The organism is Streptomyces sp. NPDC002467 (genome assembly GCF_042889825.1).
GTDB lineage: Bacteria > Actinomycetota > Actinomycetes > Streptomycetales > Streptomycetaceae > Streptomyces.
The window spans coordinates 529,040-555,556 of record NZ_JBIARJ010000002.1 but is presented as its reverse complement, the minus strand read 5'-3'; the positions used below and the strand labels follow the sequence as shown (position 1 = coordinate 555,556).

Here is a 26,517-nt window from a genome sequence, read left to right as displayed (position 1 = left end):
TCAGCGGCGGCTCACGGTGTGAAGGTCCAACGCTGGGCCGGGGTGTTGTCGCAGGCGGTACGGGTGAGGACCGTGCCGTTGGCGGTGGCGGAGCCGACCGGGGCCAGGCACTGGCCGGCGTTGCGCAGGGTGCTCTGGGGGCCCGCCTGCCAGGTCTGTCCGGCGCTGCCGTCGCAGGTCTGTACGGTCACCCGGGAGGCGTTCGCCGCGTCGAGGCAGACCCCGGAGAGCCCGGTCAGGCGGCCGTCGGGCTGGAGGGTCCAGCGCTGGTTGGGCCCGCCGTGGCAGGTGTAGAGGGTGGGTTCGGTGCCCGGGGTGGTGGCGCTGTGCGGGAGGTCGACGCAGCTCGCGGAGGCCGCGTTGACGAGTTCGGCGTTGGCCGGGAGCGGGGCGGGGCGGCCGGTGAGGGTGATCTCGGCCGCACTGCTCCAGGGGCCGCGGCCGCCCGCCTCGGTCAGGGCCTTGAGGCGGACGTAGCGGCCGGCCTTCGGCGAGAGGGCGGTGTTCTTGACCGCCGCGGTGTCGGCGAAGGTGCCGCTGCCCACCGGGGTGCCCCAATCGGCGGTGGTGTCGGAGACGTAGACCTCGTAGGAGCCGATCCTCCCGTTGACCCCGCCGTCCTGGCGGGGCAGGTAGCCGAGGCCGTCGACGGTGTGCCGGGCGCCGAGGTCGATCTGGATCTCGTGCGGGAGCGGGGCGGGCTTCGAGGAGGACCAGGCGGTGTGCCACATCGTGGCCGGGTTCCCGTCGAAGGCGTTGGCGCCGGCACCGTTCTCGGCGGCGGTCTCCTGGCTGTCGGCGTACACCAGGGACCAGGCCGACCGGTCGATCGGCGTGGAGGAGGGCAGGGCCTCGGCCGCGGGGACGCTGGTGCCGGTGGCCGAGACGCTGAACGCGCCGGTCTTGGTACCGGTCTTGACCCACAGGACGCCGGAGCGGTCGGCGGCGTCGAAGAACCAGCCGGTCGCGGCCGCGTCGTAGGCGGCCTTCGAGGTGTGCCGGGTCGGCGCGGCCCCGTCCACCGTGACGGCGGTGGGCGCGGAGGCCACGTGGAGGGTGAATTCGTAGCCGCGGGAGGCCGGCTTGCCGGCGTAGTCGCCGGTGGGGGCGCCCACGGAGACGGTGACGGCGCCGGAGCCGGTGGTGGGGGCGGTGACGTCGACCCGCTGGCGGGCGTACGCGCCGGACTGGTGGGCGCGGGTCAGGCCGTCGTCCTCGTACAGGCTGAAGGAGGAGGCGCCGCGCGGGTGGATGTCGTAGGTGAGGGTGGAGACCGGCTTCTCGCCCGTGAAGTTCATCTGCGGCCACATGGGCACGATGCCGCCGCCCTTCACGAACAGGGGCAGGGTGTCGAGGGGCGCCTGGTAGCCATTGAGCCAGCCCGGGCCCGCGTACGTCTTCCCGGTCCAGTAGTCGGTCCAGCTCCCCGCGGGCAGGTAGATGCCGTCGCGGACGGAGGTGTCGGAGACGACGGGCGCGACGAGGAGGGAGTCGCCGGCCATGAACTGGCCGCTGGTGAGGTTGCCGCGGGCCACCGGGTCGTCGGGGTACTCCAGGACCATCGCGCGGGTGCTGGGGACTCCGCTCTCGTGGGCGACGCGGCTCATCGTGTACAGGTACGGCATCAGCCGCATCTTCAGCTGGAGGTACTTGCGGTTGATGGACTGGTACGGCTCGGCGAAGCGCCAGGGCTGCTTGTCCTGGTAGCCGGCGGACGGATTGGTCGCGCCCCAGCCCGACATGGTCATGAAGGCCGGGGTGAAGGCCTTCCACTGGAGGTCGCGCGTGTACGTCTTGGGGCTGCCGCCGAAGATGCCGTCGACGTCGCCGGAGGCGTAGTTGAGACCGGACAGGCCCGCGCCGGCGATGGCGGGGACGTGCCAGCGCATGTCCTCCCAGGTGCCGTAGGTGTCGCCGGTCCAGACGACGGCGTTGCGCTGGGTGCCGGCCCAGCCGTCCACGGTCCAGACGTAGCGGCGGGCGTCGGAGTTCTTCTCGATGCCGTCGACGGCCTGCTGGACGCCCTGGAAGGCGGTCTTGTAGCCGCCGCCGATCCAGGCCACGTCCGTCTTGACGCCTCTGCTGCCGGCGGTGCCCACCTCGTCGGCGATGGAGCCGAGGCCGGTGGAGGTCCACAGGCCGGTCTGGAAGCCCTTGGCCTTCAGGGCGTCGACGGTGGACTTGAGGGGCGCGGTGTAGCCGCAGCCATAGCCGTCGTTGGGCAGGAACCAGCCCGAGGGCATGTCGGCGGCGCGCGCGTCGGTGGCGTACCCGACCACATCGGGGGTCGTCTGGTGACGCAGCCGGTTGTGGTCACCCTGGTAGGCGGGATTGGAGGCGTTGAAACAATCGGCGTTGCCCAGCTCGAAGCCCCACATCGGAGCCATGAACGGCTTGCCGCTCACGTCGGTGTAGGCGTCGAGCACGGACTTGAGGGAATCGCCGGTGAAGTACCAGGCGTCGAAGCGCTTCTCGTCGTGGGTGAGGGTGCTGGGCGCGTTGAATCCGTACGAGCCGGGCGCCCAGGTGTTGCGCATGACGCCGTAGCCGTTGGTCGACATGTAGAAGGGGGCGGGGCTGGCGTTGTTGTTCTCGCGCCACTTGTTGTCCACCGCCACGGGGACGGTCTTGCCGCGCAGCGCCCATTCGCCGAGGCGCAGGCCGGTGCCGTAGAACTGCTCGTCCGCGCCGCGGGCCAGGTACTGGGTGGTCTGGCTGTTGGTCCAGCTGGTGGGCTGGGTCTCCTGCCAGACCAGGGTGGCGTTGTCGGCCCGGTAGACGGAGAACTGGAGGGGTGACTTGTTCACCCGGATCGAGAGGGCCCCGGTGTCGATCCGGTAGTACGTGCCCGCGTCCGAGTAACTCGTGGCGACGGAGCCGAAATCGGTGGTCGGCGCGAGGTCGGAGCCGGCCGGGTCGTTGGTGAAGGTGCCGTCCGGGGAGAGCCAGAGCCGGAAGATGTCGGGGCGCGCGATGACCACACGGGCCTTGGCGCCACCGGAGGCGGTCACGGTGAAGGTGCTCCCGGACTGGGTGAGACCGGTGACGTTGCCCGCCGTCGCGGTTGCTCCGGCGGGGGCCGCGGCGGCCGGTGGGGCAATGGGTCCGGCGGCGGCCAGACCGAGGACGGCGAGGGCGCCGGCGAGCAGGGCGGCGCGCAGGCGGCCGGCTCGGGGGCGGATGCGGGGCAGTCTCATGGGGCAGCTCCTCGTGCGGTCCGGATCACGAACTCAGCTCTTTGGCATGCACCTGGCAACTTGCACCGGCAACATAGCGCCCACGAGGCTCCACTTGAAGGATGATGCTCGAAATTGCCTCACATCAAGCAACTTTGAGCATTCGGTCTACGCGCCGCCGCCGCTCGGCTCCGAGACGGACAGGACGACCGTGCGGCCGTCGGGGTCGGTCAGGGTGCGGGGGAAGTCCCCCGTCGGCACTGTCAGGCCGAGGCGGAGGTAGCCCGTCTCGGGGCGGCGGGTGGCGGGGTAGAGCTCCAGGACACCGCCGTCGGCGAGGGTCGCGGCGTAGTGGTCCGGCCCGTTCCCGTGCCGTTCCGGTACGAGGTCGAGTCCGAGGCCGGCGTAGAAGTCGCGGCACTCTTCGAGCCGGTTCGTGTAGACGACGAGCAGGTCGATGGTCACGCGGCGCCACCCGCGGGGGTCGAGAAGCGGCTCCGTGCCGTGCACGCGAGCATCCGTCTTCCTTCCGTCGGGTGGTCACTCGATGGCGTTCACCGGCGGGCGGGGCCGGCCTGGAGCACGACCTCCAGCACCGGTGCGGCCGCGGAGGTCCGGCGGTGGCCGCAGGGCTCGAAGGCCAGTACCACCGGCTCCCCCGGGCGCTGGCGCCAGGAGATCCGCTCCGCCACTCCCCCGCACACCGGGCAGCAGGGCAGCGGGCCGGCCCCCGGCGGGCACTCGGGTGCGGCCGCGAGGGGCGTGGCGTGCGGATCGCGCATGGAGGCTCCCTGCTGGTGCGGGTGGACTGATCGCACTGTGCCATGGCGGGGCCTCTCACCGCACGGGCGAATCCTCCAGTGTTCTGGCTGGTCAGAGGTGTGGCCGGCAGGGGGATTCCGGTCGTCTTGGGGGCACTTTGTGATCAACCGCTCCCGCCCGCGGCCGCCACCAGGCCGGATTCGTAGGCGGCGATCACGGCTTGCGCCCGGTCGCGGACGCCGAGCTTGCCGAAGATGCCGGTGATGTGGTTCTTGACCGTGGAGACGCTGATGTCCAGTTCTCTGGCGATCTCGGCGTTGTCGAGGCCGGTGGCCAGCAGCTGCCAGATCTCCAGCTCGCGCGGGGTCAGGTCGGCCGGGATCGCGGCCACCGGCGGCCGGGGTCGTGCGGGGGTGCGCACGTAGGCGGAGATGAGCCGGGTCAGCAGCCTCGGCGCGACGGCGGCCTCGCCGGCGTGGACGATGCGGACGGCCGCGCCGAGCTCCTCCGGCGAGATGTCCTTGGGCAGGAACCCGTACGCGCCGGCGCGCAGGGCGGCGACCACGTACTCGTCCATGTCGAAGGTGCTGAGGGCCAGGACACGGGTTTCGGGAACGGTCCGCGCGAGCTCCTCCGTGGCCTTGACGCCGTCGAGGACCGGCATCCGGATGTCCATGACGACCACGTCGGGCCGCAGCTCGGCGGCGAGGGCGACGGCCTGTGCACCGTCCTCGGCCTCGCCGACCACCTCGAACTCCGGATCGGGGCCGAGGATCAGCGCGAGGCCGCGGCGTACCAGCGGCTGGTCGTCCGCGATCAGGATCCGGATCACCGGGTCGCCTCCGCTTCCGCCGGGGCCGGGATGCGGGCAGCGACCCGGAAGCCGCCGCCGGCCGAGGCTCCGACCTCCAGGGTTCCGCCCTGCAGTGCGACGCGTTCGCGCATGCCGATCAGCCCGTATCCGGACCGGACGGCGGGCCGGGCGGCGGGCGCCGGCGTTCCCGTGCCGTCGTCGCGTACCTCCACCGTCACCTCGTCCGGCCCGTACGTGAGCCGGACGCCAGCCCGTGCGGCCCTGCCCGCGTGCTTGCGGGTGTTCGTCAGCGCCTCCTGCACGATGCGGAAGACGGTCAGGCCGACGGTCGGCGCCAGCGGGCGGACCGGCCCGTCCACGGTGAACTCGACCTCCGTCCCCGACAGCCGGGCCTCCGAGACGATCCGTTCGAGGTCTCCGATACCGGGCTGCGGGGCCGTCGGGGCGTCCTCCGGTTCCTCGCCGGCCCGCAGCACGTCGAGGAGCTGGCGCATCTCGCGCAGCGCGAGTCGGCCGGAGCCCTCCAGGGTGACGAGGGCCTCGCGCGCCACCTCCGGATCGTGCGCCAGGTTGGCGCGTGCCCCGCCCGCCATCAGCTGCATGGTGGTGATGTGGTGGGCGACGATGTCGTGCAGTTCGCGGGCGATCCGGCGGCGTTCCTCGGCCACCGCGCGGTCGGCGAGGAGCCTGCGGTGGGTCTCGGCCTCGCGCTCGCGGCGGTTGACCACCTGGGCCGCGGCGACGATGAGCCCGGTGACGAAGGCGTTGCCGAGCAGCACCCACCAGCCGAACGGCAGCGGCCAGCCGCTCTGGCCTGCGGAGATGAGCGGCACCGCGGCGAACGCCGTCACCGCGGCGAGGGCCGGGCGCAGGGAGCGGGCCACCGAGTACAGCGCGACGACCACCGTGAGGGGGAAGTGCGGGGTGAACGGGGCGACCAGGTTCAGCACGACTCCGAGTGCCAGTACGGCCGCGAGGGCCGACAGCGGGTGCGTACGGCGGGCCAGCAGGGGCAGGGCGCAGAGCACCGGGACGACGGCCAGCGCGAGGGAGCCGCCCTCGGCCTGGGTCGCGAGGGAGAAGCCGATGAGGTCGGTGGCGGCTGCCCCGACCGCGACGAGTGCGTCGTTCCGGGTCCAGGCGGAACACTCGGCGGCCCTGCCCGCGCCACGCTCCACGGCCGTGCCCGCGCCACCCTCCACGGCCGTGCCCGCGACCCCCTTCGCGGCCCGGGGCACGACTCCGTCGAGGTCCGGGGCCCCTGCCTGTGATCCGGTCCGCTCCGCGTCACCGGGCGCGACGCCGACGTCGGCCGCGCCGGTGACCGGACGCAGGTCCTGGTGCGCGGCCGCGCCGCCGACCGCGGCCCGGCCCGTGCTGCCGGCCGCGGGCCATCGGGTGCCAAACGGCCTCTCGCCCAACGTCATCGTCGCGGGTCCTCCCCCTCCGGCCGTCCCCCCGGCCGGTGCCGGGAATCGCGTGGCCGCGCTGTCCGGTGGTCCATTCTGGCATCGGCGGCGGCCCCCTCCATCGCCCCAGGGCCGGATCCCGACCAGGACCGGGGTCCTGGTCGCGGCGCGCCCCCGGACCCCGGTCCCGGCGCCCGGCTCCTCCTGCGACCCGACGCTTTCCGGGCCCGGCACTGATGGTCTGGAGTCCGGTCGGGAACCCCCGGCCGGCACCGCACAGACCTGAGGAGACCAGTGATCCGCGCCTTGACCGGAGTCTCGACGAGGCATCCGTGGAAGGTCATCGCCCTGTGGGCGGTCCTCGGAATCGCCCTGACCATCCTGGGCCAGGCCTTCGTCTTCCGCTCCATCCAGACCGGCACGGGCGGGTTCCTGCCCGCGCAGTACGACTCGGCCGCCGCCCTGAAGATCGCGGAGGAACGGTTCGGGGCCGATCCGGACGCCAACCCGCTGACCGTCTTGGTGGCCCGGTCGGACGGCGCGCCGCTCGGCGCCGCCGACGAGGCCCGCATCGACGCGGAGGCCGCGCGCCTGGCCCGGACCCGGGTCGTCATGCCGCGGACCAAGGAGACGATGCCCCTGGCGCAGGACCACTCCCAACTCCCCCGGGTCGCCCCCGCCATGACCGCGCCCGACCGTTCCTTCCGGCTGCTGACCGCCGAGCTGACCGGCAATCCGGCCGATCCGGGGGTGCTCGACACCTATCGGGCCTTCCGGGACTCGGTGCGCGACCAGTTCGGGCGGGAGGGCCTGCGCACGGGCTTCACCGGCGGGCTCGCCGACCGCGCGGACGCGGCGGACGCCGAGAAGACCAGGACGACGGTGGTCGGCATCCTGATGCTCGGGGTCATCGTCCTCCTGCACGTACTGGTCTTCCGCAGTGTCCTGGCGGCCCTGCTGCCGCTGCTGGCCGTCTCGATCATCGGCGGGGCCGCAGCCGGCGTCGTGGTGTTCACCGCGCTGCTGACGGGGACCGGACTGGCGGATTCCACGCCGGGGTTGATCAGCGTGGTGCTGGTCGGCATCGGCATCGACTACTTCCTCTTCCTGCTGTTCCGCTTCCGCGAGCAGCTGCGCCTGCACCCCGAGCGGACCGGCCGCGAGGCCGCCGCCGAGGTCGCCGGGCGCGTGGGTACGGCGATCACCTCCGCGGCGCTGACGATCGTCGCCGCGTTCGCGACGCTCGGGGTGGCCTCCTTCGGCCAGTTCCGGGTGCTCGGGCCGGCCATCGCCCTGTCCGTACTGGTGATGCTGCTGGGCAGCCTCACCTTCATGCCGGCCCTGCTCGCGGTCGCCGGGCGCAGGATGTTCTGGCCCTCCCGCTCCCTGAAGCGCGAACCGCGGCCGGGCTCCGCCGCCGGGACGGGTGCGCTGGTGGCGCGCCGCCCGCTCGCGCTCGTCCTCGCCTCGGTGGCGCTGCTCGGCGGGCTGGCCGCGGGGATGCTTGGCATGCGGATGGACTACGGGCAGGGCGGTGCGGGTGGGGAGCGTACCGCCGCGGCCGTCACCGCGGCGGAGATCGCGCGTGCGCTGCCGGCCGGGGTCTCGGATCCGACCAGCGTGTTCGTCATGGCGAAGGACGGTTCCGTTCTGGGCGCCGAGCGGTTGGGCGGGCTGGCGCGGGCGCTCGCAGGGGTCGACGGTGTGGGCCGGGTGGCGGAGACCGTGCTGAGCGAGGACCGCCGGGCGGCTCGGATCGACCTCTCCCTGACGGTGGACCCGAAGGGACAGGAGGCCCGCGACCTGGCGTCGGGCCCGGTCCGGCAGGCGGTCGCCGCGAACACTCCCGCCGGTCTGGAGGCCCATGTGGGCGGCACCGCGGCCCTGTTCGCCGACATCTCGGCGGCCGTGGACGAGGACCTGAAGGTGGTCTTCCCGGTGGCGGCGGCGCTGATCGCGCTGATCCTGTTCGCGCTGCTGCGCAGTCTGCTCGCGCCGGTGATCCTGCTGGCCGCCGTCGGCCTGGGCTTCGCCGCCACGCTCGGCGCGTCGACGCTGCTCTTCCAGCACGCCCTGGGGCGGGCCGGGGTGGACTTCACGCTGCCGCTGGTGCTGTTCCTGTTCGTGGTCGCGCTGGGCACGGACTACAACATCCTGATGAGCGACCGGATCCGGGAGGAGATGGAACGGCCCGGTCCCGCGCGCGCGGCCGTGGGGCGGGCCGTGCGGCACACGGCGCCCGCGATCGCGACGGCGGGCCTGGTGCTGGCCGCGTCCTTCGGGAGCCTGGCCGTCAATCCGGCGCCGTCCACCCAGCAGATCGGTTTCGCGACGGCGCTCGGGATCCTGTTCTCGGCCTTCGTGCTGTCGATCGTGCTCGTGCCGGCGCTGGCCGCGCTGCTGGGGCGGTCCACGTGGTGGCCGGTGCGGCCCCGCCCGGCAGGCGGGACGGCCGAGCGGGAGCACGCCCCGGACCGGGTCCTGGTCGGCTGATCCACCGCGCGACGCACGTGTGACGGACGCCGGCGCGCGCAGGACCGTACGGGTCCCGCGCGCGCCGGCGTCCGTCACCGCGTCAGGCCAGTGAGTCGACCTCGGGGTGCTCCTTCAGCCAGGCTCGGACCGCCTGCTGTTCCTTGCCCTTCCCGGTCTCCTGGATCTTCGCCTCCAGGCCGGTCAGCTGCTTCTCGGTGAGCTTGAACGAGCGCAGCCAGGCGGCCACCTGCGGCTCGTCGGCGGCGAAGCCCTTACGGGCCAGGCTGTGGATGCCGTCGCCCGTGCCCCAGGCCCCCTTGGGGTCCTGCAGCTTGGTCAGCTCGTACGTGGAGTACGCCCAGTGCGGCGACCACAGCACGACCGCCACGGGCTCCTTCTTCTCGTAGGCCCGCTTCAGCTCGGCGAGCATGCCGGGGGTGGAGCCGTCGACGACCTGGTACTCCGAGTCGAGGCCGTACTGCTTGAGGACCTTGTCCTTGAGCGCGCCCATCGCGCCCGCGCTGGGCTCGATGCCGATGATCCGGCCCTTGAACTGCGCGGACTTGCCCTTCAGATCGGCGAGCGAGTGCACGCCCTCGACGTACGAGGGCACGGTCAGCTCCAGTGAGGTGGGGCCGTACCAGGAGCCGAGGTCCTCGAGGCGGTTCCCGTACTTCTCCCAGTACTGGGCCTGGGTGACGGGAAGCCAGGCATCGGTCTGGAAGTCGAGCTGCCCGCCCGCGAGTCCGGTGAACAGGGCGCCCAGCTCGAGCTGCTTGGCCTCCACCTTGAAGCCCCGGCGTTCCAGGAGCTCCTTCCACAGGAAGGTGGAGGCGGTGCCCTCGTCCCACGGGATGTAGCCGACGTTCAGGGTGCGGCCCTTGCCGATGTTCGCGGCGCCGGTCGGTCCGTCCTGGGAGGAGGACCCGCCGAAGGTGTTCAGGCCGCCGGCGACGAGGGCCAGGACGACGGCCCCGGTGACGGCGAACGCCGGCTGGGGGCGGTGGTTCCACACCTTGGCCGCGCCGGTGGCCGCGGACCGCGCCTTGGCGAGGGCGCGTCGGCCCAGCGGGGAGACCTGGCGGCCGAGCGCCCCGGTCATCCGGTCGAGGTACATGGCGAGGATGACGATGGCGATGCCCGCCTCGAAGCCGAGGCCGATGTCGACGCTGCCGATGGCCCGGTAGACCGCGCCGCCGAGCCCGCCGCCGCCGACCATGCCCGCGATGACGACCATGGAAAGGCCGAGCATGATGACCTGGTTGATGCCCGCCATGATCGTCGGCAGGGCCAGGGGCAGCTGCACGCGGACGAGGATGTCGCGCGGCTTGGTGCCGAAGGCCTCGGCGGCCTCGACCAGTTCGGAGTCGACCTGGCGGATGCCGAGCTCGGTCATCCGTACGCCCGGCGGGAGCGAGAAGATGATGGTCGCGATGATGCCGGGCACCACGCCCACCCCGAAGAAGATGATTCCGGGGATGAGGTAGACCATGGCCGGCATGGTCTGCATGAAGTCCAGGACCGGCCGCAGCAGGGCGCTGACCCGGTCGGACCGGGAGGCCCAGATGCCGAGCGGGACCGCGAAGAGCAGGGTGACGAGCGTCGCGACCAGGACGAGGGAGAGCGTCGACATCGCGTCGGACCACAGGCCGACGGAGTCGACGAGTGCGAAGCCGCCGAAGGCCGACAGGCCCGCGAGCAGCCCGCGCAGCCACCAGGCGCCGAGCGCGAGGATGCCCGCGAACAGCAGCGGGGAGGGGGCGTTCAGGACGGCGTCGATGCCGTCGTAGAGGCCGGTGACGAGCGTGCTGATGGCGTCGAACAGCCAGGACAGGTGGCTCTGGAGGAAGTCGACACCGCTGTCGACCCAGGCGCCGAGGTGCAGGCGGGGCATCAGGCCGCCACCTCCGCGCAGGCCATCGGGGGCCGTTGTTCGTCGCCGATGAAGGCGATGAGCCGCTCCTGCGGCACGGAGCCGACGACGGTGCCGTCCTCGTCGGTGACGGCGACCGGGTGCGGGACCAGGGCGCTGACCGCGCAGAGGTCTGCGAGCGGGGTGTCGGCGTGGACGGTCGGGCAGCCGCAGGCGGCCGTCTCGGGCTCGTCCATGACGGCTTCGGCCGTGAGGACCCGGGACCGGTCGACGTCCTGGACGAAGGAGGCGACGTAGTCGTCGGCGGGGCGGGTGAGGATGTCCTCGGCGGTGCCCTGCTGGACGATGCGGCCGTCGCGCATGACGGCGATGCCGTCGCCGATGCGCATGGCCTCGTTGAGGTCGTGGGTGATGAAGACGATGGTCTTCTTGAAGCGCTTCTGGAGTTCGAGGAGCTGGTCCTGCATGTCGCGGCGGATCAGCGGGTCGAGGGCGCTGAACGACTCGTCCATCAGGAGCAGGTCGGCGTCGGTGGCCAGGGCTCGGGCCAGGCCGACGCGCTGCTGCATGCCGCCGGAGAGCTCGTCGGGCCAGGAGTTCTCCCAGCCCTCCAGGCCGCACAGGGCCAGCGCCTCGGCCGCGCGCCGGTCGCGCTCGGCACGCGGCACGCCCTGGACTTCGAGGCCGTAGCCGGCGTTCTCCAGGACGTTGCGGTGCGGGAAGAGCGCGAAGTGCTGGAAGACCATGGAGATCTTCGTGGAGCGTACGCGGCGCAGCTCGGCCGCGGTCAGCGCGGTGAGGTCCTGGCCGCCGAAGAGGATGCGCCCCGCGGTGGGCTCCAGCAGTCCGTTCAGCATGCGCAGCAGCGTGGACTTCCCGGATCCCGACAGACCCATGACGACGAAGATCTGGCCGGCTTCGACGTCGAACGAGGCGTCGATCACCGCTGCCGTGGTCCCTTCGGCGCGCAACTCGTCACGGCCGGTGCCGTCTTCGAGCGCGCGGACCGCGTCGCCGGGCCGTCGTCCGAACACCTTGTAGACGTGCTCGGCTTGGAGCGTGGACACATGCACCTCACGGGTCGTACGGGGACGGCGCGCCGGGCGGACCGGCGGGCCGTAGAGCGGGACGGGATCTGCCCGTGTGCGCCTCGCCTCCGGCACGAGCGGCCGGAGCGCTCGGTTCCGCTCCACCGTCGACCATGCCCCGCATCCATTCGCCTAAGCAAACTCACGCGTGATCCTCGTCACTTGTGGGAACCGGAGGCGCTCCACCGTGACGCACGCCCGGGGCGGGGTGGCCGAGGGGGCGTACGCGCTTTCCCCGGAGGGGAGTTGGGCCGGGCGTCCGCTCGCCCCGGACCTGACGTCGGGCCCGGTGCGTCGCCACCCGGGGCGTGGCGGAAGCCACAGTGCGCACCCGGCGGCCGGTCGGGACTCCCGGCCAGCGCGGAGATGTGAGCTACGTAACGCGAAAGCCGGCGGCCGCCCGGTCACGGCGGTCGCGGTGCAGGACGAGCCGGTCCCAGGTGGGGAAGACCAGGTCGGTGACGGCGAGCAGTCGGCCGGAGTCGTCGTGCAGGGTGCGGCGCGCGGTCAGTCCGCAGGCGGCCGATGCGACCGGGGGGTGGCTGGTGCGGGTCATGGTGAGGGTCTCGGTGACCCGGCCTTCCACGGCGGCCCGGTCGAGCCAGCGGTGCAGTGCGTGCGGGTCCGCGTCGGCGGCCGCCGCCACCCGGTCGCGACAGCGGGCGAGTTCGGGACTGCGGGCGATGGCGCCGGGGCTGAAGTAGGTGACGGCGTCGCGCAACACCTCGCCCGCGGGGCCGCGTTCACGCCGGTGGTGCACCAGCGTCGGCTCCCCGCCGCGCATGCCGAGCAGCACGGCGAGCGAGGGCGGGACGCTGACCAGGTCGACCCGGCTCAGGGCGGTCGACGCCGGGCGGGGCAGGCCGACGACCGCGGGTGCCGGTGCCCCGCTCGCCGCGGCGGGGCGGGTCCCCCGGCGGCCGGTGACGACCAGGCCGTCCTCGCGCAGGTGCTGGAGGGCGGCCCTGATGGTCTGCCGGTTGACCTGGTAGCGGGCGGCCAGGGTGCGCTCGGAGGGCAGCCGGGCGCCGGGGAGGTGTGCGGTGCGGTCGAGTTCGTGCCGAAGCGCTGCGGCGATCCGCTGGTACTTGGGCATGGCGGCCGGGCCGCCGCCCCGCGAAGGGGAGGGCATGGCATCTCCTCTGACGGGTGGTCAAGGACTGCGCGGTCTGCCCGACCAACCTAGCATTGGTCTATACCTCTGTGTGAGAGGTGCCCGCCCCCGTCGCCCACCTTGGCCGATTCCCTACGCCTCCCGCAGCGGGTTCGGCAGGGGGATGTAGCGGGCGTCCGCGCCGTCCGCGCGTGTCCAGCGCAGCAGGAGGTTGGTCTTGCCGGGGAGGGAGGGGGCCGTGAGGAGGTCCGCGATCTCGGGGAGATCGTGTCCGGCGGCGTGGCGCAGGAACTCCTCCCGGGCGGCCGGCCACAGCCCGGGGGCCGCGTGCGGGTGGCGGTCGGCGAGTTCCGCCGCGATCTCCGTGAGGTGGTTGACCACCAGGCAGTAGACGAGACGTTGCCAGGCGGCCTCGCGCGGGAGGTCGGGCAGGAGCTTGACTCCCTCCGCGTCGCGGAACAGCGCCTGTACGGGCATCCCCGCGGCGTCGACCGCGACCAGGGTGTTCTGGAGGTGGGCCTCCAGGACGACCCCGTGGCGTTCGAAGAGCTGCAGTACCGGCGGGACCACCTGGCGCAGGTACGCCCGCCACCAGGCGGCCGGGTCACGGGTGCCGGCCAGCGGGCTCCCCCGGTAGCCCTCGGCGAGGGCGGCGGCCAGCAGCGGGGTGGCGCCGGGCTCGGTGTGCGCGCGCAGGCCGTCACGGACCAGTACGGCGAGTTCCTCGAAGGCGAACCCGGCGGTGCGGTAGCCCCGGTCGGCGAGCCAGGCCGCCCGTGAGCCGGACCGGCGCAGCGCCGCGAAGCCCGCCTCGACCGCCGCGTCGGTGCGGCGCAGTTTCAGCAGGTCGTGGCGCCACAGCCGGCGCACGTCGTTGGTGATCCGGACGTCGAGGCTGAACTTCACGAAGAGGTCGGCCGCGGCGTCCGATGCGTACAGGGTCCGGATCGAGGCGGTCGGCCAGGCCGGTATCCGGCCCTCCCCCAGCCGCAGGAGGCGCCCGTCGGCGAAGGCCTCGCGCACCGCGGGCCGGGCGGCCACCAGGTCGAGCTGCCAGGGGTGGGCGGGCAGCAGCCGGTATCCGGCGGGCGCACCCGGCCCGTCGAGCAGGCCGGCGAGGGAGTCGACGGCCCCGGCGGCGGCCTCGCCGCCCTCCTCGACGCACTGGTCCTCGCGCAGCCCGAGGAAGACCAGTGGGAAGCGGGCGTGGGCCTCGGGCGCGTAGGGCAGCCAGCTCGCGGCCGGCGCCCCGCCGCGGGCCTTGGGGGCGGGGTGGTGCGGATGGCCCATGACGAGGGACTGTTCGGAGAGCAGGTACGGGTCCGCCGGAGGCTCCGCGGCCAGGCGGGCGGCCAACAGCGCGGCGATCGTGTCGCGGCTGTCGGCGATCTCGACGGGGAGTTCGTCGTTCGGGGTCCCGGTGAAGCGGACCAGTTCCTCGGAGGTGAGCTTGACCAGTTCGGTGTGGCCCAGCGGATGCCAGCCGTCCGCGGTGCGCAGCTCGGGGCGCGCGGAGCGGCGCCCACCCCGTACGCGGAGCAGCCGGCCACTGCCGCGCAGCCGGTGGACCTCGCCCCCGAGGGGTTCCGCGGCCTCCCTGAGCAGGCAGTTCAGCAGCGGCGTGGTGGCGTACGCGTCGGCGGCGGCGTTGAGGTCCACTGGTTCCATTCGGTCTGTCCGGTCCATCCGGTGCGCCGGGGTTCGCGGGACGCGACCGCCCGGCCGTGATCTTCAGTATCCGCGATGATGACGTGATCATCCCTTCGAGCGACTATCTGCGGAGCCGCAGCATGTACCTTCCCGCTTCACCGGCCGAAGACGCCGTCGCCGCCGAGCTGGACGGCGTCCGCCCCGCCCTCTCGGCCGCGTACGCCGACGCGCTGGACGGGGCCCGGGCGGCGGTGCTGACCCGGCTCTGGCGCGCCCTCGCCTTCGAGCCGCTGCCGTGGGTGGTGGGCCGGGAGCAGGTCCCGGGCGGGCTGAGGCTGCTGCTGGAGGGCGGCGGCAGGCTGGAGGGCCCGGCGCCGGATCCGTACGCGACGGCGCCGTACGTCCGCGAGCTGCTGCTCGACGGGCGGCCGTACGGGCAGGCCGCGCGCCTGATGGCGGCGCTGGGGGTACCCCACGGGGAGGGGTTCGCCGCCGAACTCGACGGCAGTGCGGCGAACCTCGCGCTCTCCCGGGCCGGACAGCCCCCCGCCGGGCGGGACGTTACCGCGCGCACCACCTGGGAGTGGGAACAGCGGATCGTGGACGGGCACCCGTACCACCCGAACTGCCGCTCCCGACCCGGGTTCTCGGTGGCCGAGCAGCTGGCGTACGCGCCGGAGCACCGGCCGGTGGTGGAGCTCGGGCTGGTGGCAGTGCGGGCGGAGGAGTGCCTGGTGACCGGCGACTGGCCGGATCGACTCCGGGACGGCGGGCGGATCCTGGTCCCGGCGCACCCGTGGCAGGCGGCGCACACCCTCAAGCTCGAGCCGGTGCGGGCCGGGTTCGCGGCGCACCCGCTGATGGCCCTGCGCACGCTCGCGCCCGCCGACGGCGGTCCGCACGTCAAGACGGCACTGAGCACCCGGCTGACCTCCTCCGTGCGGGACATCTCCGTCTACTCCATCGAGACGGCCGCGGCCGTCTCCGCCTTCGCCGAGGCCCTCTCGGAGCGGCTCGACGGGCGCCTGCACATCACCCGCACCCTCGGGGCCGCGACCGCGCACAGCCCCGACCTGGCGGCCGTGCTGCGCGAACCGCCCGAGGCGTACGCGGACGCCGCCGCCGGCGAACGGGTCCTCCCGGTGGCGGCGCTGGCCGGGCTGCCCGAGGCCCGCTCGACCGCCTGGCGGGCCGACTTCGCCCGCCTGGCGCTCTCGGTGTGCCTGCGCGTGCTGGACCTCGGAGTGGCGCTGGAGGCCCACGGCCAGAACCTCCTCGTGGTCCTCTCCGCCTCCGGGGAGCCGCTGCGGCTGGTCTACCGCGACCTCGCCGACATCCGGATCAGCCCGGCCCGGCTCGCGCGGCACGGGCAGGCGGTGCCTCCGCTGTCGGGCCGGCTGATCACCGACGACGTGACCGTGCTGCGGCGCAAGCTCTTCGGGTCCCTGCTCGCGGGGGCGCTCGGGGCCGTCGCGGGTTCGACGGACGCCTTCCGCGAGGACCTCGCCGCGGCCCTCCCCGGACTGCCGGTCACCGCCGACACGGAGGCCCTGCTGACCGGGCCGCTGCCAGTGAAGGCGCTCACGCTGATGCGGCTGAGCCCCGGTGTTCCGGGGGACCGATGGGCGGACCTGCCCCATCCACTGACCGTTCACTGAGCGGGGGATGAACCGGGACGCCGCGCGGGCTACTGTCCAGGGGCATGACAGGTACCTCGGATCTGAGCTCCGTACGGGCGTCCTACGACACCGTCGCCGTCGACTACGCCCGTCTCCTGGGCACGGAGCTGTCCGGCAGGCCCCTGGACCGGGCGATGTTGTCCGCGTTCGCCGAGTACGTGCGCGGGGACGGCTCCGGCGGTCGTCCGGTCGCGGACGTCGGCTGCGGTCCGGGTCGGGTGACGGCCCATCTGGCCGGGCTCGGGGTGCCGACCTTCGGCATGGACCTGTCCCCGGCGATGGTGGCGGTGGCCCGGCGGACGTATCCGGGGCTGCGCTTCGACGTCGGTGCGATGGCGGCGCTGGACGTGGCGGACGGGGTGCTCGGCGGGGTGCTCGCCTGGTACTCCACCGTGCACACCCCGCCCGCGGAGCTGCCCGCCCTGTTCGCCGAGTTCGCCCGGGTCCTGGCGCCCGGCGGGCACTTCCTGATCGCCTTCAAGGCGGGCGACCGGCAGGTCCGGCTGGATCACGCCTATGGTCATCCGGTCGGCCTGGACGTGTACTGGACTCCGCCTGAGCTGATCGCCGAGCTGCTGGCCGGGGCCGGGCTCGTCGAAGTGGGCCGACTGGTGCGGGAGCCGGCCGAGGACGAGGCGGGTCCGCAGGGGTTCCTGCTCGCCCGCAAGGCCTGACGCCCCCGGCTACCAGCGCAGCGGGAGGCTGCTCACTCCCCGCATCAGGGTTCCGGGAAGCCACCGGCGGGGGCCCGCGTCCGGGTCCTCGGCGAGGTCCGGGAAGCGTTCCAGCAGCGACCGGATCGCGATGCGGCCCTCCATGCGGGCCAGCGGTGCGCCCAGGCAGAAGTGGATGCCGTGCCCGAAGGCCAGGTGGCTCTGGCCGGTGCGGCGGATGTCGAAGACGTCCGGCCCGGGCTCCGCGAACCGTGCCGGGTCGCGGTCGGCCGCCGCCAGGGCGACCAGGACCGAGGAGCCGGCCTCGATGCGGGTGGAACCGATCTCCAGGTCGGTGCGGGCGAAACGGTACGTGGCGTGCTGGACGGGGCCGTCGTAGCGGAGCATCTCCTCCACCGCGCCGTCGATGAGGTCGTCCGGGTCGGCGCGCAGCGCGGCCAGCTGCTCGGGGTGCGCGAGGAGGGCCCGTACGCCGTTGCCGATGAGGTTGACGGTGGTCTCGTGGCCGGCCACCAGCAGCAGGAAGGCCATCCCGATCAACTCGTCCGGGGCGAGCTGGTCGCCGTCCTCGTCGCGCGTGCGGATCAGGGCGCTGAGGAGGTCCTCGCCGGGGTCCTCGGCCTTGGCGCCGACGAGTTCGAAGAGGTACGCGGTCATCTGCTCCATGGCGCGGGGGTCCGAACCGGAGGGGTCCGCCGAGGTCACGATCTCACCCGACCAGTACCGGAAGCGCTCCTGGTCGAGGTCGGGGACGCCGAGCAGCTCGCAGATGACGGTCATGGGCAGGGGCGCGGCGAAGGAACGGATCAGGTCGGCCCGCCGGTCGGGGAGGCCGGCCATCGCGTCCAGCAGCTCGTCGGTGACCTGCTGGACCCGGGGGCGCAGGGCCTCGACGCGGCGGGAGGTGAACTCGCGGGCCACCAATCGGCGCAGCCGTGTGTGGTGGGGCGGGTCGGATTCCAGCATGTTGCGGTTGGCGGCATAGGCCTGGGAGGTGTCGAACAGCTCGGATCCGAGCCAGTTCTTGGACAGCGCCGGATGGTTCAGGGCCGCTCTGGCCTCCTCGTGGCCGACGACCAGCCACGGGCGTTCCCCACCGATCCGTATCCGGTGGACGGGTCCGGCCTGGCGCAGTGCCGCGTAGAAGGGATAGGGGTCGGCGTCGAACTCCTCGGCGTGCGAACCGAGATCCACAAGAGGCATGCGCGCAGCGTACGGCCGATGCCCACCGGTCCGAAGTGGTCGTCCGTACGGGTTGCCCGAAGTGATGGCCTGAAGTGATGGCCCGGGGTGATGGTCCGAAGTGGTTGTCCTACGAGCCGAAGCGTTTCCTCTGCGGCCGCCGGCCGTGGGCCGTTCGGGCGGCAAGCCCGGTCCGCGTGGGCCCGCCTTCACCGGGATCGGGCCGGGCGGTGGCAGAAGGGAGTATGAGCCTTCCTCGCCGCCGGGTCCTGTGCAGCGCGGCCGCGGCGGTGTCGGCCACCGTCATGGCGGCGCGGCGCGGCCCCGACTTCGGCGCTCTGGCCCGCGGGCTCGACGGGCGGCTGGTGCTCCCCGACGACCGGGACTACAGCGAGGCCCGGCAGTTGTTCCAGCCCCGCTACGACGCGGTCGCACCGGCCGCGGTGGCCTATCCCGCGCACGCCGCGGACGTGGCTGCCTGCCTGGACTTCGCGCGCCGCTCGGCCGTTCCCGTGGTCCCGCGGGGCGGCGGGCACGGCTACGCGGGCTGGTCCACGCGCGCCGGCGGGCTGGTCGTGGACCTCGGGGCCGTGGCGCGGGTGGTCGTGGCGGGGGACGGCGCGCGGGTCGGCGCCGGGGCCCGGCTCGGGGACGTGAACGCCGCGCTCGCCGGGCGCGGTCTGGGCGTCCCGACCGGGCTGTGCCCCTCCGTCGGCATCGCCGGCCTCGCCCTGGGCGGCGGCCTGGGACTGGCCTCGCGGGCGTACGGAGCCACCTGCGACCGGCTCACCGGGGCCACCGTCGTCACCCCCGACGGGGCCGTCCGCGAGGTCGGCCCGGACCGGGAGCCCGAGCTGTACTGGGCCCTGCGCGGCGGCGGGGGCGGCAATTTCGGGGTGGTCACCGAGTTCCGCTTCCGCACGCATCCGGTGGCCGACGCGGCCTTCGCCGAACTGCACTGGTCCGGCGCCGACTCGGCGGCGGTGCTGCGGGGCTGGCAGCGGTGGCTGGTCGGGCTGCCGGACCCGTTCTGGAGCCAGGTGGAGTTCCTCGTCGGCGCCGACGTGGAAGGCGGGACCGTGCCCGCGCTGCGGGTGGTGTGCCTCGACGGGCGCCGGGAGCTGGAGCGGGAGCTGACCCGGCTGACGGACCTGATCGGCAGGCCGGTCCGGGACACCTGGACCGTCGTACGCGGGTACGGGGACACGGTGAGGGCCGTGTCGGGCTGCCTGGAGCGGAGCGCCGAGGAGTGCCGGCTGCCGGGGGTGCTTCCCGGCCGGGACCCGAAGGGGCGCCTCGGCCGGGAGTCGTACGCCGCCCGCTCCGACTTCTGGGCGGGCCCCGGGCTGCCCGACGCGGCGATCGGCGTGGTGCTGGACGCCGTGCGGCGCCATCCGTCGGCGGCGCCCCGGGGCGGGATCGGGGTGGTGCAGTTCGACGGGGTCTGCGGCGGGGCCCTGAACCGGGTCCCGGCGGGCGCGACCGCGTTCGCGCACCGCGCCGCCGCCTTCCTCGCCCAGTACCTCGTCCACTGGCCCGCGTCCGCACCGGCCGCCGAGGTGGCCCGCCACCAGGACTGGCTCGACGGGCTCTGGCGCGACCTGCGCCCGTGGGCGAGCGGGAGCGCGTACCAGAACTACACCGACCCGAAGCTGACCGGCTGGCGCGAGGCCTACTACGGGCCGAACCTCGCCCGGCTGGAGGCGGTCCGGCGCCGCTACGACCCCGACCGGCTGTTCCGTTTCCCCCACGCCCTCTAGGAGCTGCGCATGGTGCTACGTACGTTGACGATGGCCGCGGCGGCGGCCGCGCTGCTGGTGCCCGGGGCGCAGCCGCACGTGGCCGCGGCGGAGCGCGCCGCCGTCCCGGAGGTACCCGCCGCCGGACGTTGGACCGCCCGGGCGGCGGAGTCCTTCTGGACGCCCGAACGCATGGCCTCCGCGGTCCCGCTGCCGGCCGACCCCGGCCCGGGTGCCGCCGGCGACGCGACCCCGGGCACGGCCCCGGCGCCGACCCCCGGGACCGGGACGGGCCCCGGGCTCCCCGCGGCCGCGCCGGACGCGACGCCCGGCGCGGCCCCCGCCCCCACACCGGCGCCCGCCCTGGATCCGGACCCGGAGCTGCCCCCGGTCCCGGACGTGGACCCGCTCCCCGACGGGGTCCCGGACGCGGACGTGGATCCGGACGACAAGGCGGTGAACCCGCCCCCGATCCTGGACCCGGCCTCGCCCCGCCTGCCCGCCGCGGGCCCCGGCGTCGGGCAGGACTTCAACGGGACGCCGGTCGTCGGCAGGATGTACCTCGTCAAGGGCGGCGGCGCCTACTTCTGCACGGCGAGCGTGGTCGCCTCGGCCGGCCACGACCTGGTGATGAGCGCGGCGCACTGCCTGACCGGGTCGGACTACCAGCAGGTGGCCTTCGTACCGCAGTACACGCGCGCCAACCCCCAGCCCTACGGCATGTTCCCGGTGCGGCGGACCGCGGCCGGGAAGTCGAGGATCTGGATCGACCCGCGCTACCGCTCGCAGGGCGTCGACCGGGCCGCCGGACTCGACGTGGCCTTCGCGCAGGTGGGGCCGGACGCCGACGGGCTCCCGGTGGAGGACGTGGTCGGCGGGAACCGCCTGGTGACCGGCTCCGGTTACGCGCACCCCAACGTGACGCTGATCGGCTACCCGGCCTCCGCCGCCCGGCCGCGGATCTGCGCGAACCGGACGACGAAGTTCACCAGCAAGGATCCGGAGATCCCCGGATCGTTCCTGCGCATCGACTGCACGGGCTACCCGGGCGGGACCAGCGGCGGCCCGTTCCTGAGCCGCTACGACGCGCGCACGGGCACGGGCGACGTGATCGGGGTGATCGGCGGCTGGAAGACCGGCGGGGACACCGCCGACACCTCGTACAGCTCGTACTTCGGCACCGACGTCAGGAAGTTGTACGAGAAGGCGGTTGCCGAGGCGAAGGCGGGGTGAGCGCGACCCGCACCCAGCGGGTGCGGCGCGGGTTGCCCACCGAACGCGGGGCCGCGGGCAGCCCGTCGGCGGTCAGCGGGTCGGCGGGCGCGAGGCCGAGCCGGCGCCGCAGGTCGGCGAGGGCCGCGTGGACCGGTGCGAGGACGACCTCCGCGCCCGGGTCGATGTGCGCGAGGGCGTGCGCGGTGGTCTCGATGGCCTCGGCGGCGTCCTCGGCGGCCCCGCGGCTCCACCCCCCGTGCACGGCGGTGTCGTAGAGGTGGCAGGCGGCATCGGCCACGGCGTCGGCCCGTTCACCGACGCCCGGCGCCGCGATGGTCGGCAGTTCCATGCCGGGTCAACGAGCCGCCCCGCCCGAGGCTACGACCGGATCCGGCGGGCCACCGCGTGCGCGGCCGCCGTGGCCGCGCCGGCCACGGCCAGGCCCTTGACCACGTCGCCCGGCCGTGCGGGGCGCAGGACCCCGGCCCGGCGCAGCCGGCCGCGCGCCCACAGCGTGAAGGGGACCACCAGCAGCGGCGAGGTGACCACCCCGGGGGTGTACCCGCGCGTCGCGGCGGCCTGCGCGAGGTGGACGAGGCCGTGCAGCCCGAAGCCGTTGAGGGAGTGCTGGTAGAAGGCCGAGCGCCCGCCGGTGCGGTGGCCGTCCGCTGCGGCCGCCGCGACGACGACCGCCATGGCGCCGACGGCGGTGGCGAACTCGCGCCCGTCCACGCCTCCGAGGCTCCGCCAGATCCGCTCGGGCACGCGCGGGTGGCGTTCCCGCAGCACCGGAACCCGGTTCCGGGACCAGCGGGCCACGGTGGCGACCTCCTCCAGGTCGTGCACGGCCCAGGCGGCGAACAGTCCGAGGGTGGCGGCGGTGGACAACGATGTTTCTGTCATGGGACGACAGTCTGCAACCAGAGCGGCAGCAGCAGGAGGGAGATCACCGAGCTCTTGATCACGATCGAGGCGGAGAGGTCGACGCCCACGTCGTAGCGCTGGGCGAAGATGAACAGGTTCTGCGGGGTGGGCATCGCGGCGATCAGGACCAGGTACGCCAGCCACTCGCCCCGCACCCCGAACAGCATCCCGCAGACCGCCCAGGCCAGCAGCGGGAAGGCCAGGCATTTGAAGCCGATCAGGGCGAGCTCCTCGCGGGTGGTGCCGCGGACGTCCAGGCCGAGGCCGCCGAGGTGCAGGCCGAGGGCGAACAGGGCCACCGGGGAGGCGCTGTCGCCGACGAAGGCGGCGCCGTCCAGGACCACGGCGGGCACGTGTACGGAGAGCAGGTTGAGCAGGATGGCCGCGTTGCAGGAGAGGACCAGTGGCGTGACCAGCGAGGCGCCGACCGCGCGGCCCAGGCGCCGTCCGGGACCTCCGCCGGTGGTGGGGTCGGTCCGGCCCAGTTCCATCAGGGAGATGACGACCAGCGACAGGACGCAGACCTGGAACAACAGGATCGGGAAGATCGGCGCGGCGGTCCCGAAGACGGTGATGAAGACGGGGACGGCGAAGTAGGCGGTGTTCACCTGCACTCCGGCCATCACGCGGAGCGCGACGGCGCGCGGCTCCCGGATCGAGTGGGCGACCGACGCGACCGCGACGAGGGCCACCGCGAGCGCGGCCGCCGTGGCGTAGCCGCCGATCGCCCGCCAGTTGAAGAGGGCTCCGAGGTCACTGGCGTAGATGTTGCCGAAGAGGTAGCAGGGGACGGCGAAGAGGAAGGCGTAGTCGGAGAAGGCCTTGGAGGCCTCCGCCGGAACGATCTTGCGGCGTGCGAGCAGCACCCCTCCGCCGAATGCCAGCAATACCGGCAACAACTTCTCCAGCGCGGCTGCCCCACCCATGCGTACCGGACTCCCCCTTGATCGACTGGCCGGCAGCCTACCCGTACTCCCGGTCGCGGGCCGGGGGCGCATAGGCTGGCCCGATCATGAGCGACAGACCCCGCATCCGGCCGGGCCGCCGGAACCGTGAACGCGTCCGCGCCGCCGGGGCCGCCGGGCCGGGCGCGCTGAAGCAGCTCGGCGTGCTGCTGCGGACGCCGGCGCGGGCGGCGGAGCCGCTGTTCGCGCAGGCCCCCAAGTCCTGGCAGCGGATGCTGCCCTTCGTGGTCGTCGGCGTGTTCGTGGTGACGCTGCTGCCGGTGACGATCGCCGTCCTGACGAGCAACTACGGGCTCGGCGGCGGCTGGTCGGGCGCGCTGGGCGTGGCGCAGACCGTACCGCTGCTGCTGGCCGTGACCCGACCGGTGCGGGCCTGGGCGGTCGTCCTGCTCGCGGACACCATCGGCGCACTGTTGCTGATCCAGGCCGACAAGGTGGCCACGTACCCCTGGCCGTGGCCGCCGATGACCATCGTCGGGTACCTGCTGCTGATGGCCTGCCTCGGGCTGCGCGAGTCCGTCCGGACCATGGTCGGGGTGTGGCTGGCGACCGGCGCGGTCGGGTTCGCCCTCGAAATCCTCCGCCCCGCGGGCACCGCGACCACCTCCGCCCTGCTCTTCGTACTGGCCGGGGTGATGCTGGCGCTGACGGGCGCGCTGCGCGGATACGGAGACGCGCAGCGGCGCATCGCCGAGCAGGAGAGCATCAGCGAGGCGGAGCGGGCCCGACGCACCCTGCTGGAGGAACGGGCCCGGATCGCCCGTGAGTTGCACGACGTCGTCGCCCACCACATGTCGGTGATCACCGTGCAGGCGGATTCGGCACCGTACCGGCTGCCGGGCATGGCGGAGTCGGTGCGGGAGGAGTTCGAGGCGATCGCCGCCAGTGCGCGGGAATCCCTCGGGGAGATGCGGCGGCTGCTGACCGTGCTGCGCGGTGACGGCACCGAGCGCGCCGAGGGCGAGAAGGCCCCGCAGCCGGGGATCGATCGGCTCCAGCAGCTGGTGGAGGCGACCGTACGGGCGGGGCAGCCGGTGGAGTTGTCCCTGGCGGCGGGGGTGGCCGGGGCGGCCCGTACGGCGCCGCCGGCCGTGGACCTGTCGGCGTACCGGATCGTGCAGGAGGCCCTGGCCAACGTGGTGCGGCACGCGCCGGGGGCCGCGACCCGGGTCTCGGTGACGGTGGACGCGGAGGAGGTGCTGGTGCTCGTGGTCAACGGCCCGGCCCGGGGCGCCGTGGTGGCGCTGGAGAGCTCGGGCACCGGGCATGGTCTGGTGGGGATGCGGGAGCGCGTACGGTTGACCGGCGGGACGCTGGACACCGGTCCACTGCCCGACGGCGGCTTCCGGGTGGCGGCCCGCCTGCCCCTGAACGACGCTACGCGGGAGACGACTTGACCATCCGGGTGATCATCGTCGACGACCAGGCCATGGTGCGGGCGGGGTTCGCCGCGCTGCTGTCGGCGCAGGCGGACATCGACGTGGTGGGGGAGGCCCCGGACGGGCGCGAGGGGGTGCGGGTCTCGCGCTCCACGCATCCCGACGTGGTGCTGATGGACGTACGGATGCCGGAGATGGACGGACTCACGGCCGCCCGGGAGCTCCTCGATCCCCCGCCGGGGGTGGTGCACCGGCCGAAGGTGCTGATGCTGACCACCTTCGACATCGACGACTACGTGTACGAGGCGCTGCGCGCCGGCGCCTCCGGATTCCTCCTCAAGGACGCCCCGCCGGCCGACCTGATCTCCGCGGTCCGGGTCGTCGCCTCGGGTGAGGCCCTGCTCGCCCCGTCGGTGACCCGGCGCCTGATCGCCGACTTCGTCCGGCAGCGGCCGGCCCCGCGCAAGGACCCGGCGCTGCGGCTGAACGGTCTGACCCCGCGCGAGACCGAGGTCCTCGAACTCATCGCGCGCGGCCTCTCCAACCAGGAGATCGCCGCCCATCTCGTCCTCGCGGAACAGACGGTGAAGACCCACATCGGCCGCGTCCTGGCCAAACTGGACCTCCGCGACCGCGCCCAGGCCGTGATCTTCGCGTACGAGGCGGGCCTGGTCCGCCCGGGCGGCTCCGACTGACGCGCCGGTCCCCGCTCAGGCCTCCAACCCGACCAGCAGTCCGGCGACTTCGAGCCCGGTCGTGAGGTAGTCCACGAACATCCGGTTGTTCAGCGCCCACGGCGACCGCCCCCGCCGCACGATCCCGACGGCGGTCGCCGGCTCCTCGCCGCGCTCCACGAGCGTCTGCGCCACGACGAGCCCGGACCGGTTGTAGCCCGAGCGGCACCGGACGAGGACCGTGCGGCCGTCCCGGAGCGCCCGGGCGGCGGTACGGGCCAGCTCCTGGACCGTACGGATCTGCTCCGCGCTCAGCGGCGCGTCGGGCATGTCGGCGACCACGTGCTCGACACCCGGGCCGGGACCGTGGCCGGGCCGTGTGAACAGGCTGATGACCAGCCCGAACTCCCGCCCGACGACGACCGGGCGGCTGTCCCCGAGCGGGTCCGTCCACTGGTGGCCGCCCATCCACAGCCCCGGCACGATCTCGCTCCACGGGGCGTCCGGCTCCGGCACTCCGCGACCCTTCTTCCGTGTCTTCACCTTGGCTCCAAGTCTGCGAGGCCGTCCGTCGGGTCGTGTGGCCGGGGCGCGTGGGCGTCAGCCGAAGGCCGCCGGTACGTCGGCGGGCCCGTCACCGAACAGGAGTGTGCCCGGGAGGAGCTCGGGGTCCGGTTGGGCGGCGGCGCGGTCGGCGTAGGGGTACGCGGAAGAGTGCGGCAGCCGTTCCGGGAGCCGCAGGCGCACCGGCCCCGCCGGGTCCGGGCGGTGCCGGGCCACCAGGACGACGGCCGCGGCGCGCTCCACCTGGTCGGGCCGGACGGGGACGAGTTCCCCGGGGTCCCGCGACCCGGGTACGGAGCCGGCCGGCCAGGCCCGTACGGGGTCGTCGGCCGGAATGAGATCCGGCGTGAAGAAGGCACGCAGGTCCTCCGGCCAGTGCGCGGTGACCTGGTAGTCGGTGGCACGGATCACGGCGCCGGTCTCCAGGTCGACGAGCATGTACACGTCGACGCCCTCGTCGTACCAGCGGGCGCCGTACTCGGTCAGGGCGAGCCGCCGCCCCGGCCGCAGCACCCCGTCCGGGGGCACCCGGAAGACCCCGTCCAGCTCCGCCGCCCGGCGCGGCTGCGCGCGGTGCCATGCGACGGCCGCCCGGAGCAGGTCACCGCCGGCGGGGTCCAGCCTGTCGCGCCTCGTCTCCGTCATCCGACGACCATGCCACCGGCCGGCCGCCCCTGTCTGCGGAGCGGCGGAAGTCAGGGCCGAGCAGGGGTGTTGGACGTCCGCGCGAGGGGCCTCACGGCGAAGTGGCGGGCGAGCTCGCGCAGCACGGCCCCGTCGGAGGCCCGGACGTCCCAGAACGAGCTGTCGAATTCGGTCAGGACGACCACGAGCTCGCCGCCTGCGAACCCGCACGCCTCGGCATCGATCAGCTGGTACCCCGGGGTCGTGAGCGAGAGCAGCGTCAGCGTGTCCAGCCCGTCGCCCTCGGAGAGTCGCTCGATCTCGGCGCAGCGGGGGTCCACCATCTCGTCGATCTCGACGCGCCACGTCAGTCCCAGGCCGAAGCTGCCGAGCCGGACCAGCACTTCGGCCAACGTCACGTAGTGGCTTCCCTGCCAGGCACGGAACGTGATTCCGTCCAGCTCCGCCTCCGCGGCGGCCGTGTAGCGCGACATGCCGTCCCCCTCTTTCCCCCGCACCCTAGGCGTCGCCGTCTCC

The 26,517-nt window shown here is 73.8% G+C and carries 23 protein-coding genes; 7 read left to right on the top strand and 16 right to left on the bottom strand.

Annotated elements, in window-relative coordinates; translation table 11 throughout:
• Positions 1-11: 11 nt before the first annotated feature.
• From ACFYYJ_RS05875 to ACFYYJ_RS05855, 5 genes are all read right to left on the bottom strand, one after another.
• The gene (locus tag ACFYYJ_RS05875; RefSeq protein ID WP_389128882.1) at positions 12-3,197 is read right to left on the bottom strand and encodes a TIM-barrel domain-containing protein; all 3,186 of its coding nucleotides are present in this window, start codon (positions 3,195-3,197) and stop codon (positions 12-14) included.
• Positions 3,198-3,344: 147 nt separating this feature from the next.
• Positions 3,345-3,641, bottom strand: coding sequence for a VOC family protein (locus ACFYYJ_RS05870; protein ID WP_389128879.1), 297 nt, complete (start codon positions 3,639-3,641; stop codon positions 3,345-3,347).
• Between the two features lie 89 nt (positions 3,642-3,730).
• Positions 3,731-3,958 (bottom strand): hypothetical protein, encoded by a 228-nt coding sequence (locus ACFYYJ_RS05865; protein ID WP_389128876.1) that lies wholly within the window; start codon positions 3,956-3,958, stop codon positions 3,731-3,733.
• Between the two features lie 143 nt (positions 3,959-4,101).
• Positions 4,102-4,770 carry a response regulator gene (locus tag ACFYYJ_RS05860; RefSeq protein ID WP_389128873.1) on the bottom strand — a complete coding sequence of 223 codons (669 nt, stop codon included), beginning with the start codon at positions 4,768-4,770 and terminating at the stop codon, positions 4,102-4,104.
• Positions 4,767-6,179, bottom strand: a complete 1,413-nt coding sequence (locus tag ACFYYJ_RS05855; RefSeq protein WP_389128870.1) for a sensor histidine kinase — start codon at positions 6,177-6,179, stop codon at positions 4,767-4,769. The genes ACFYYJ_RS05860 and ACFYYJ_RS05855 overlap by 4 nt, the downstream gene beginning before the upstream one ends.
• A gap of 276 nt (positions 6,180-6,455) precedes the next feature.
• Between ACFYYJ_RS05855 and ACFYYJ_RS05850 the strand changes: the two genes are divergently transcribed.
• Positions 6,456-8,654 (top strand): MMPL family transporter, encoded by a 2,199-nt coding sequence (locus ACFYYJ_RS05850; RefSeq protein ID WP_389128867.1) that lies wholly within the window; start codon positions 6,456-6,458, stop codon positions 8,652-8,654.
• 82 nt (positions 8,655-8,736) lie between these two features.
• On the opposite strand, the gene ACFYYJ_RS05845 is transcribed toward ACFYYJ_RS05850, so the two are convergent.
• The 4 genes from ACFYYJ_RS05845 to ACFYYJ_RS05830 form a co-directional block, all read right to left on the bottom strand.
• Positions 8,737-10,530: an ABC transporter permease/substrate binding protein gene (locus tag ACFYYJ_RS05845; RefSeq protein ID WP_389128864.1), complete on the bottom strand. Its 1,794-nt coding sequence runs from the start codon at positions 10,528-10,530 to the stop codon at positions 8,737-8,739.
• Positions 10,530-11,576 carry a glycine betaine/L-proline ABC transporter ATP-binding protein gene (locus ACFYYJ_RS05840; RefSeq protein WP_385132533.1) on the bottom strand — a complete coding sequence of 349 codons (1,047 nt, stop codon included), beginning with the start codon at positions 11,574-11,576 and terminating at the stop codon, positions 10,530-10,532. Before ACFYYJ_RS05840 ends, ACFYYJ_RS05845 begins: the two co-directional genes overlap by 1 nt.
• A gap of 394 nt (positions 11,577-11,970) precedes the next feature.
• Positions 11,971-12,729, bottom strand: a complete 759-nt coding sequence (locus ACFYYJ_RS05835; RefSeq protein WP_389128860.1) for a GntR family transcriptional regulator — start codon at positions 12,727-12,729, stop codon at positions 11,971-11,973.
• Between the two features lie 114 nt (positions 12,730-12,843).
• Positions 12,844-14,379 (bottom strand): IucA/IucC family protein, encoded by a 1,536-nt coding sequence (locus ACFYYJ_RS05830; RefSeq protein WP_385366490.1) that lies wholly within the window; start codon positions 14,377-14,379, stop codon positions 12,844-12,846.
• 122 nt (positions 14,380-14,501) lie between these two features.
• On the opposite strand from ACFYYJ_RS05830, the gene ACFYYJ_RS05825 reads away from it, so the two are divergent.
• Together ACFYYJ_RS05825 and ACFYYJ_RS05820 are read left to right on the top strand one after the other, a co-directional pair.
• Entirely contained in the window at positions 14,502-16,019 is a 1,518-nt protein-coding gene (locus ACFYYJ_RS05825; protein ID WP_389128856.1) for an IucA/IucC family protein, read from the top strand.
• 44 nt (positions 16,020-16,063) lie between these two features.
• Positions 16,064-16,714, top strand: a complete 651-nt coding sequence (locus ACFYYJ_RS05820; RefSeq protein ID WP_385132545.1) for a class I SAM-dependent DNA methyltransferase — start codon at positions 16,064-16,066, stop codon at positions 16,712-16,714.
• A 9-nt stretch (positions 16,715-16,723) separates the two neighbouring features.
• Here the strand turns inward: ACFYYJ_RS05820 and ACFYYJ_RS05815 are convergent, their stop codons facing one another.
• Entirely contained in the window at positions 16,724-17,917 is a 1,194-nt protein-coding gene (locus ACFYYJ_RS05815) for a cytochrome P450 (RefSeq protein WP_389128852.1), read from the bottom strand.
• 224 nt (positions 17,918-18,141) lie between these two features.
• Here ACFYYJ_RS05815 and ACFYYJ_RS05810 point away from each other — a divergent pair, with 224 nt between their 5' ends.
• Complete coding sequence (locus ACFYYJ_RS05810; RefSeq protein WP_389128850.1) at positions 18,142-19,656, top strand: FAD-binding oxidoreductase; 1,515 nt, start codon at positions 18,142-18,144, stop codon at positions 19,654-19,656.
• A gap of 9 nt (positions 19,657-19,665) precedes the next feature.
• The gene (locus ACFYYJ_RS05805; RefSeq protein WP_389128847.1) at positions 19,666-20,868 is read left to right on the top strand and encodes a serine protease; all 1,203 of its coding nucleotides are present in this window, start codon (positions 19,666-19,668) and stop codon (positions 20,866-20,868) included.
• On the opposite strand, the gene ACFYYJ_RS05800 is transcribed toward ACFYYJ_RS05805, so the two are convergent.
• From ACFYYJ_RS05800 to ACFYYJ_RS05790, 3 genes are read right to left on the bottom strand one after another with little or no spacing between them, the layout of a single operon-like run.
• Entirely contained in the window at positions 20,822-21,199 is a 378-nt protein-coding gene (locus tag ACFYYJ_RS05800; RefSeq protein ID WP_385132557.1) for a hypothetical protein, read from the bottom strand. The genes ACFYYJ_RS05805 and ACFYYJ_RS05800 overlap by 47 nt on opposite strands.
• Before the next feature lie 29 nt (positions 21,200-21,228).
• The gene (locus ACFYYJ_RS05795; protein WP_385132559.1) at positions 21,229-21,753 is read right to left on the bottom strand and encodes an HXXEE domain-containing protein; all 525 of its coding nucleotides are present in this window, start codon (positions 21,751-21,753) and stop codon (positions 21,229-21,231) included.
• A complete protein-coding gene (locus tag ACFYYJ_RS05790; RefSeq protein WP_385366521.1) occupies positions 21,750-22,700 on the bottom strand; it encodes an AEC family transporter in 951 nt (316 codons plus the stop codon). Before ACFYYJ_RS05790 ends, ACFYYJ_RS05795 begins: the two co-directional genes overlap by 4 nt.
• 86 nt (positions 22,701-22,786) lie before the next feature.
• Between ACFYYJ_RS05790 and ACFYYJ_RS05785 the strand changes: the two genes are divergently transcribed.
• Both ACFYYJ_RS05785 and ACFYYJ_RS05780 read left to right on the top strand, forming a co-directional pair.
• Positions 22,787-24,136 (top strand): sensor histidine kinase, encoded by a 1,350-nt coding sequence (locus ACFYYJ_RS05785; protein WP_389128842.1) that lies wholly within the window; start codon positions 22,787-22,789, stop codon positions 24,134-24,136.
• Positions 24,133-24,813 (top strand): response regulator, encoded by a 681-nt coding sequence (locus tag ACFYYJ_RS05780; protein WP_385132567.1) that lies wholly within the window; start codon positions 24,133-24,135, stop codon positions 24,811-24,813. The genes ACFYYJ_RS05785 and ACFYYJ_RS05780 overlap by 4 nt, the downstream gene beginning before the upstream one ends.
• 15 nt (positions 24,814-24,828) lie before the next feature.
• Here the strand turns inward: ACFYYJ_RS05780 and ACFYYJ_RS05775 are convergent, their stop codons facing one another.
• The 3 genes from ACFYYJ_RS05775 to ACFYYJ_RS05765 are packed head-to-tail and all read right to left on the bottom strand — an operon-like array spanning position 24,829 to position 26,474.
• Complete coding sequence (locus ACFYYJ_RS05775; protein WP_385366523.1) at positions 24,829-25,335, bottom strand: protein phosphatase; 507 nt, start codon at positions 25,333-25,335, stop codon at positions 24,829-24,831.
• Positions 25,336-25,392: 57 nt separating this feature from the next.
• Positions 25,393-26,001: a hypothetical protein gene (locus ACFYYJ_RS05770; protein WP_389128839.1), complete on the bottom strand. Its 609-nt coding sequence runs from the start codon at positions 25,999-26,001 to the stop codon at positions 25,393-25,395.
• Positions 26,002-26,051: 50 nt separating this feature from the next.
• Positions 26,052-26,474: a hypothetical protein gene (locus ACFYYJ_RS05765; RefSeq protein WP_389128837.1), complete on the bottom strand. Its 423-nt coding sequence runs from the start codon at positions 26,472-26,474 to the stop codon at positions 26,052-26,054.
• Positions 26,475-26,517: the final 43 nt, after the last annotated feature.

Bases quoted from the DNA above. Each gene is read 5' to 3' on its own strand.
- ACFYYJ_RS05875 (WP_389128882.1), bottom strand. From the start codon at position 3,197: ATGAGACTGCCCCGCATCCGCCCCCGAGCCGGCCGCCTGCGCGCCGCC.
- ACFYYJ_RS05865 (WP_389128876.1), bottom strand. From the start codon at position 3,958: ATGCGCGATCCGCACGCCACGCCCCTCGCGGCCGCACCCGAGTGCCCG.
- ACFYYJ_RS05855 (WP_389128870.1), bottom strand. From the start codon at position 6,179: ATGACGTTGGGCGAGAGGCCGTTTGGCACCCGATGGCCCGCGGCCGGC.
- ACFYYJ_RS05845 (WP_389128864.1), bottom strand. From the start codon at position 10,530: ATGCCCCGCCTGCACCTCGGCGCCTGGGTCGACAGCGGTGTCGACTTC.
- ACFYYJ_RS05835 (WP_389128860.1), bottom strand. From the start codon at position 12,729: ATGCCCTCCCCTTCGCGGGGCGGCGGCCCGGCCGCCATGCCCAAGTAC.
- ACFYYJ_RS05830 (WP_385366490.1), bottom strand. From the start codon at position 14,379: ATGGAACCAGTGGACCTCAACGCCGCCGCCGACGCGTACGCCACCACG.
- ACFYYJ_RS05825 (WP_389128856.1), top strand. From the start codon at position 14,502: ATGTACCTTCCCGCTTCACCGGCCGAAGACGCCGTCGCCGCCGAGCTG.
- ACFYYJ_RS05820 (WP_385132545.1), top strand. From the start codon at position 16,064: ATGACAGGTACCTCGGATCTGAGCTCCGTACGGGCGTCCTACGACACC.
- ACFYYJ_RS05815 (WP_389128852.1), bottom strand. From the start codon at position 17,917: ATGCCTCTTGTGGATCTCGGTTCGCACGCCGAGGAGTTCGACGCCGAC.
- ACFYYJ_RS05810 (WP_389128850.1), top strand. From the start codon at position 18,142: ATGAGCCTTCCTCGCCGCCGGGTCCTGTGCAGCGCGGCCGCGGCGGTG.
- ACFYYJ_RS05805 (WP_389128847.1), top strand. From the start codon at position 19,666: ATGGTGCTACGTACGTTGACGATGGCCGCGGCGGCGGCCGCGCTGCTG.
- ACFYYJ_RS05800 (WP_385132557.1), bottom strand. From the start codon at position 21,199: ATGGAACTGCCGACCATCGCGGCGCCGGGCGTCGGTGAACGGGCCGAC.
- ACFYYJ_RS05795 (WP_385132559.1), bottom strand. From the start codon at position 21,753: ATGACAGAAACATCGTTGTCCACCGCCGCCACCCTCGGACTGTTCGCC.
- ACFYYJ_RS05790 (WP_385366521.1), bottom strand. From the start codon at position 22,700: ATGGGTGGGGCAGCCGCGCTGGAGAAGTTGTTGCCGGTATTGCTGGCA.
- ACFYYJ_RS05785 (WP_389128842.1), top strand. From the start codon at position 22,787: ATGAGCGACAGACCCCGCATCCGGCCGGGCCGCCGGAACCGTGAACGC.
- ACFYYJ_RS05770 (WP_389128839.1), bottom strand. From the start codon at position 26,001: ATGACGGAGACGAGGCGCGACAGGCTGGACCCCGCCGGCGGTGACCTG.
- ACFYYJ_RS05765 (WP_389128837.1), bottom strand. From the start codon at position 26,474: ATGTCGCGCTACACGGCCGCCGCGGAGGCGGAGCTGGACGGAATCACG.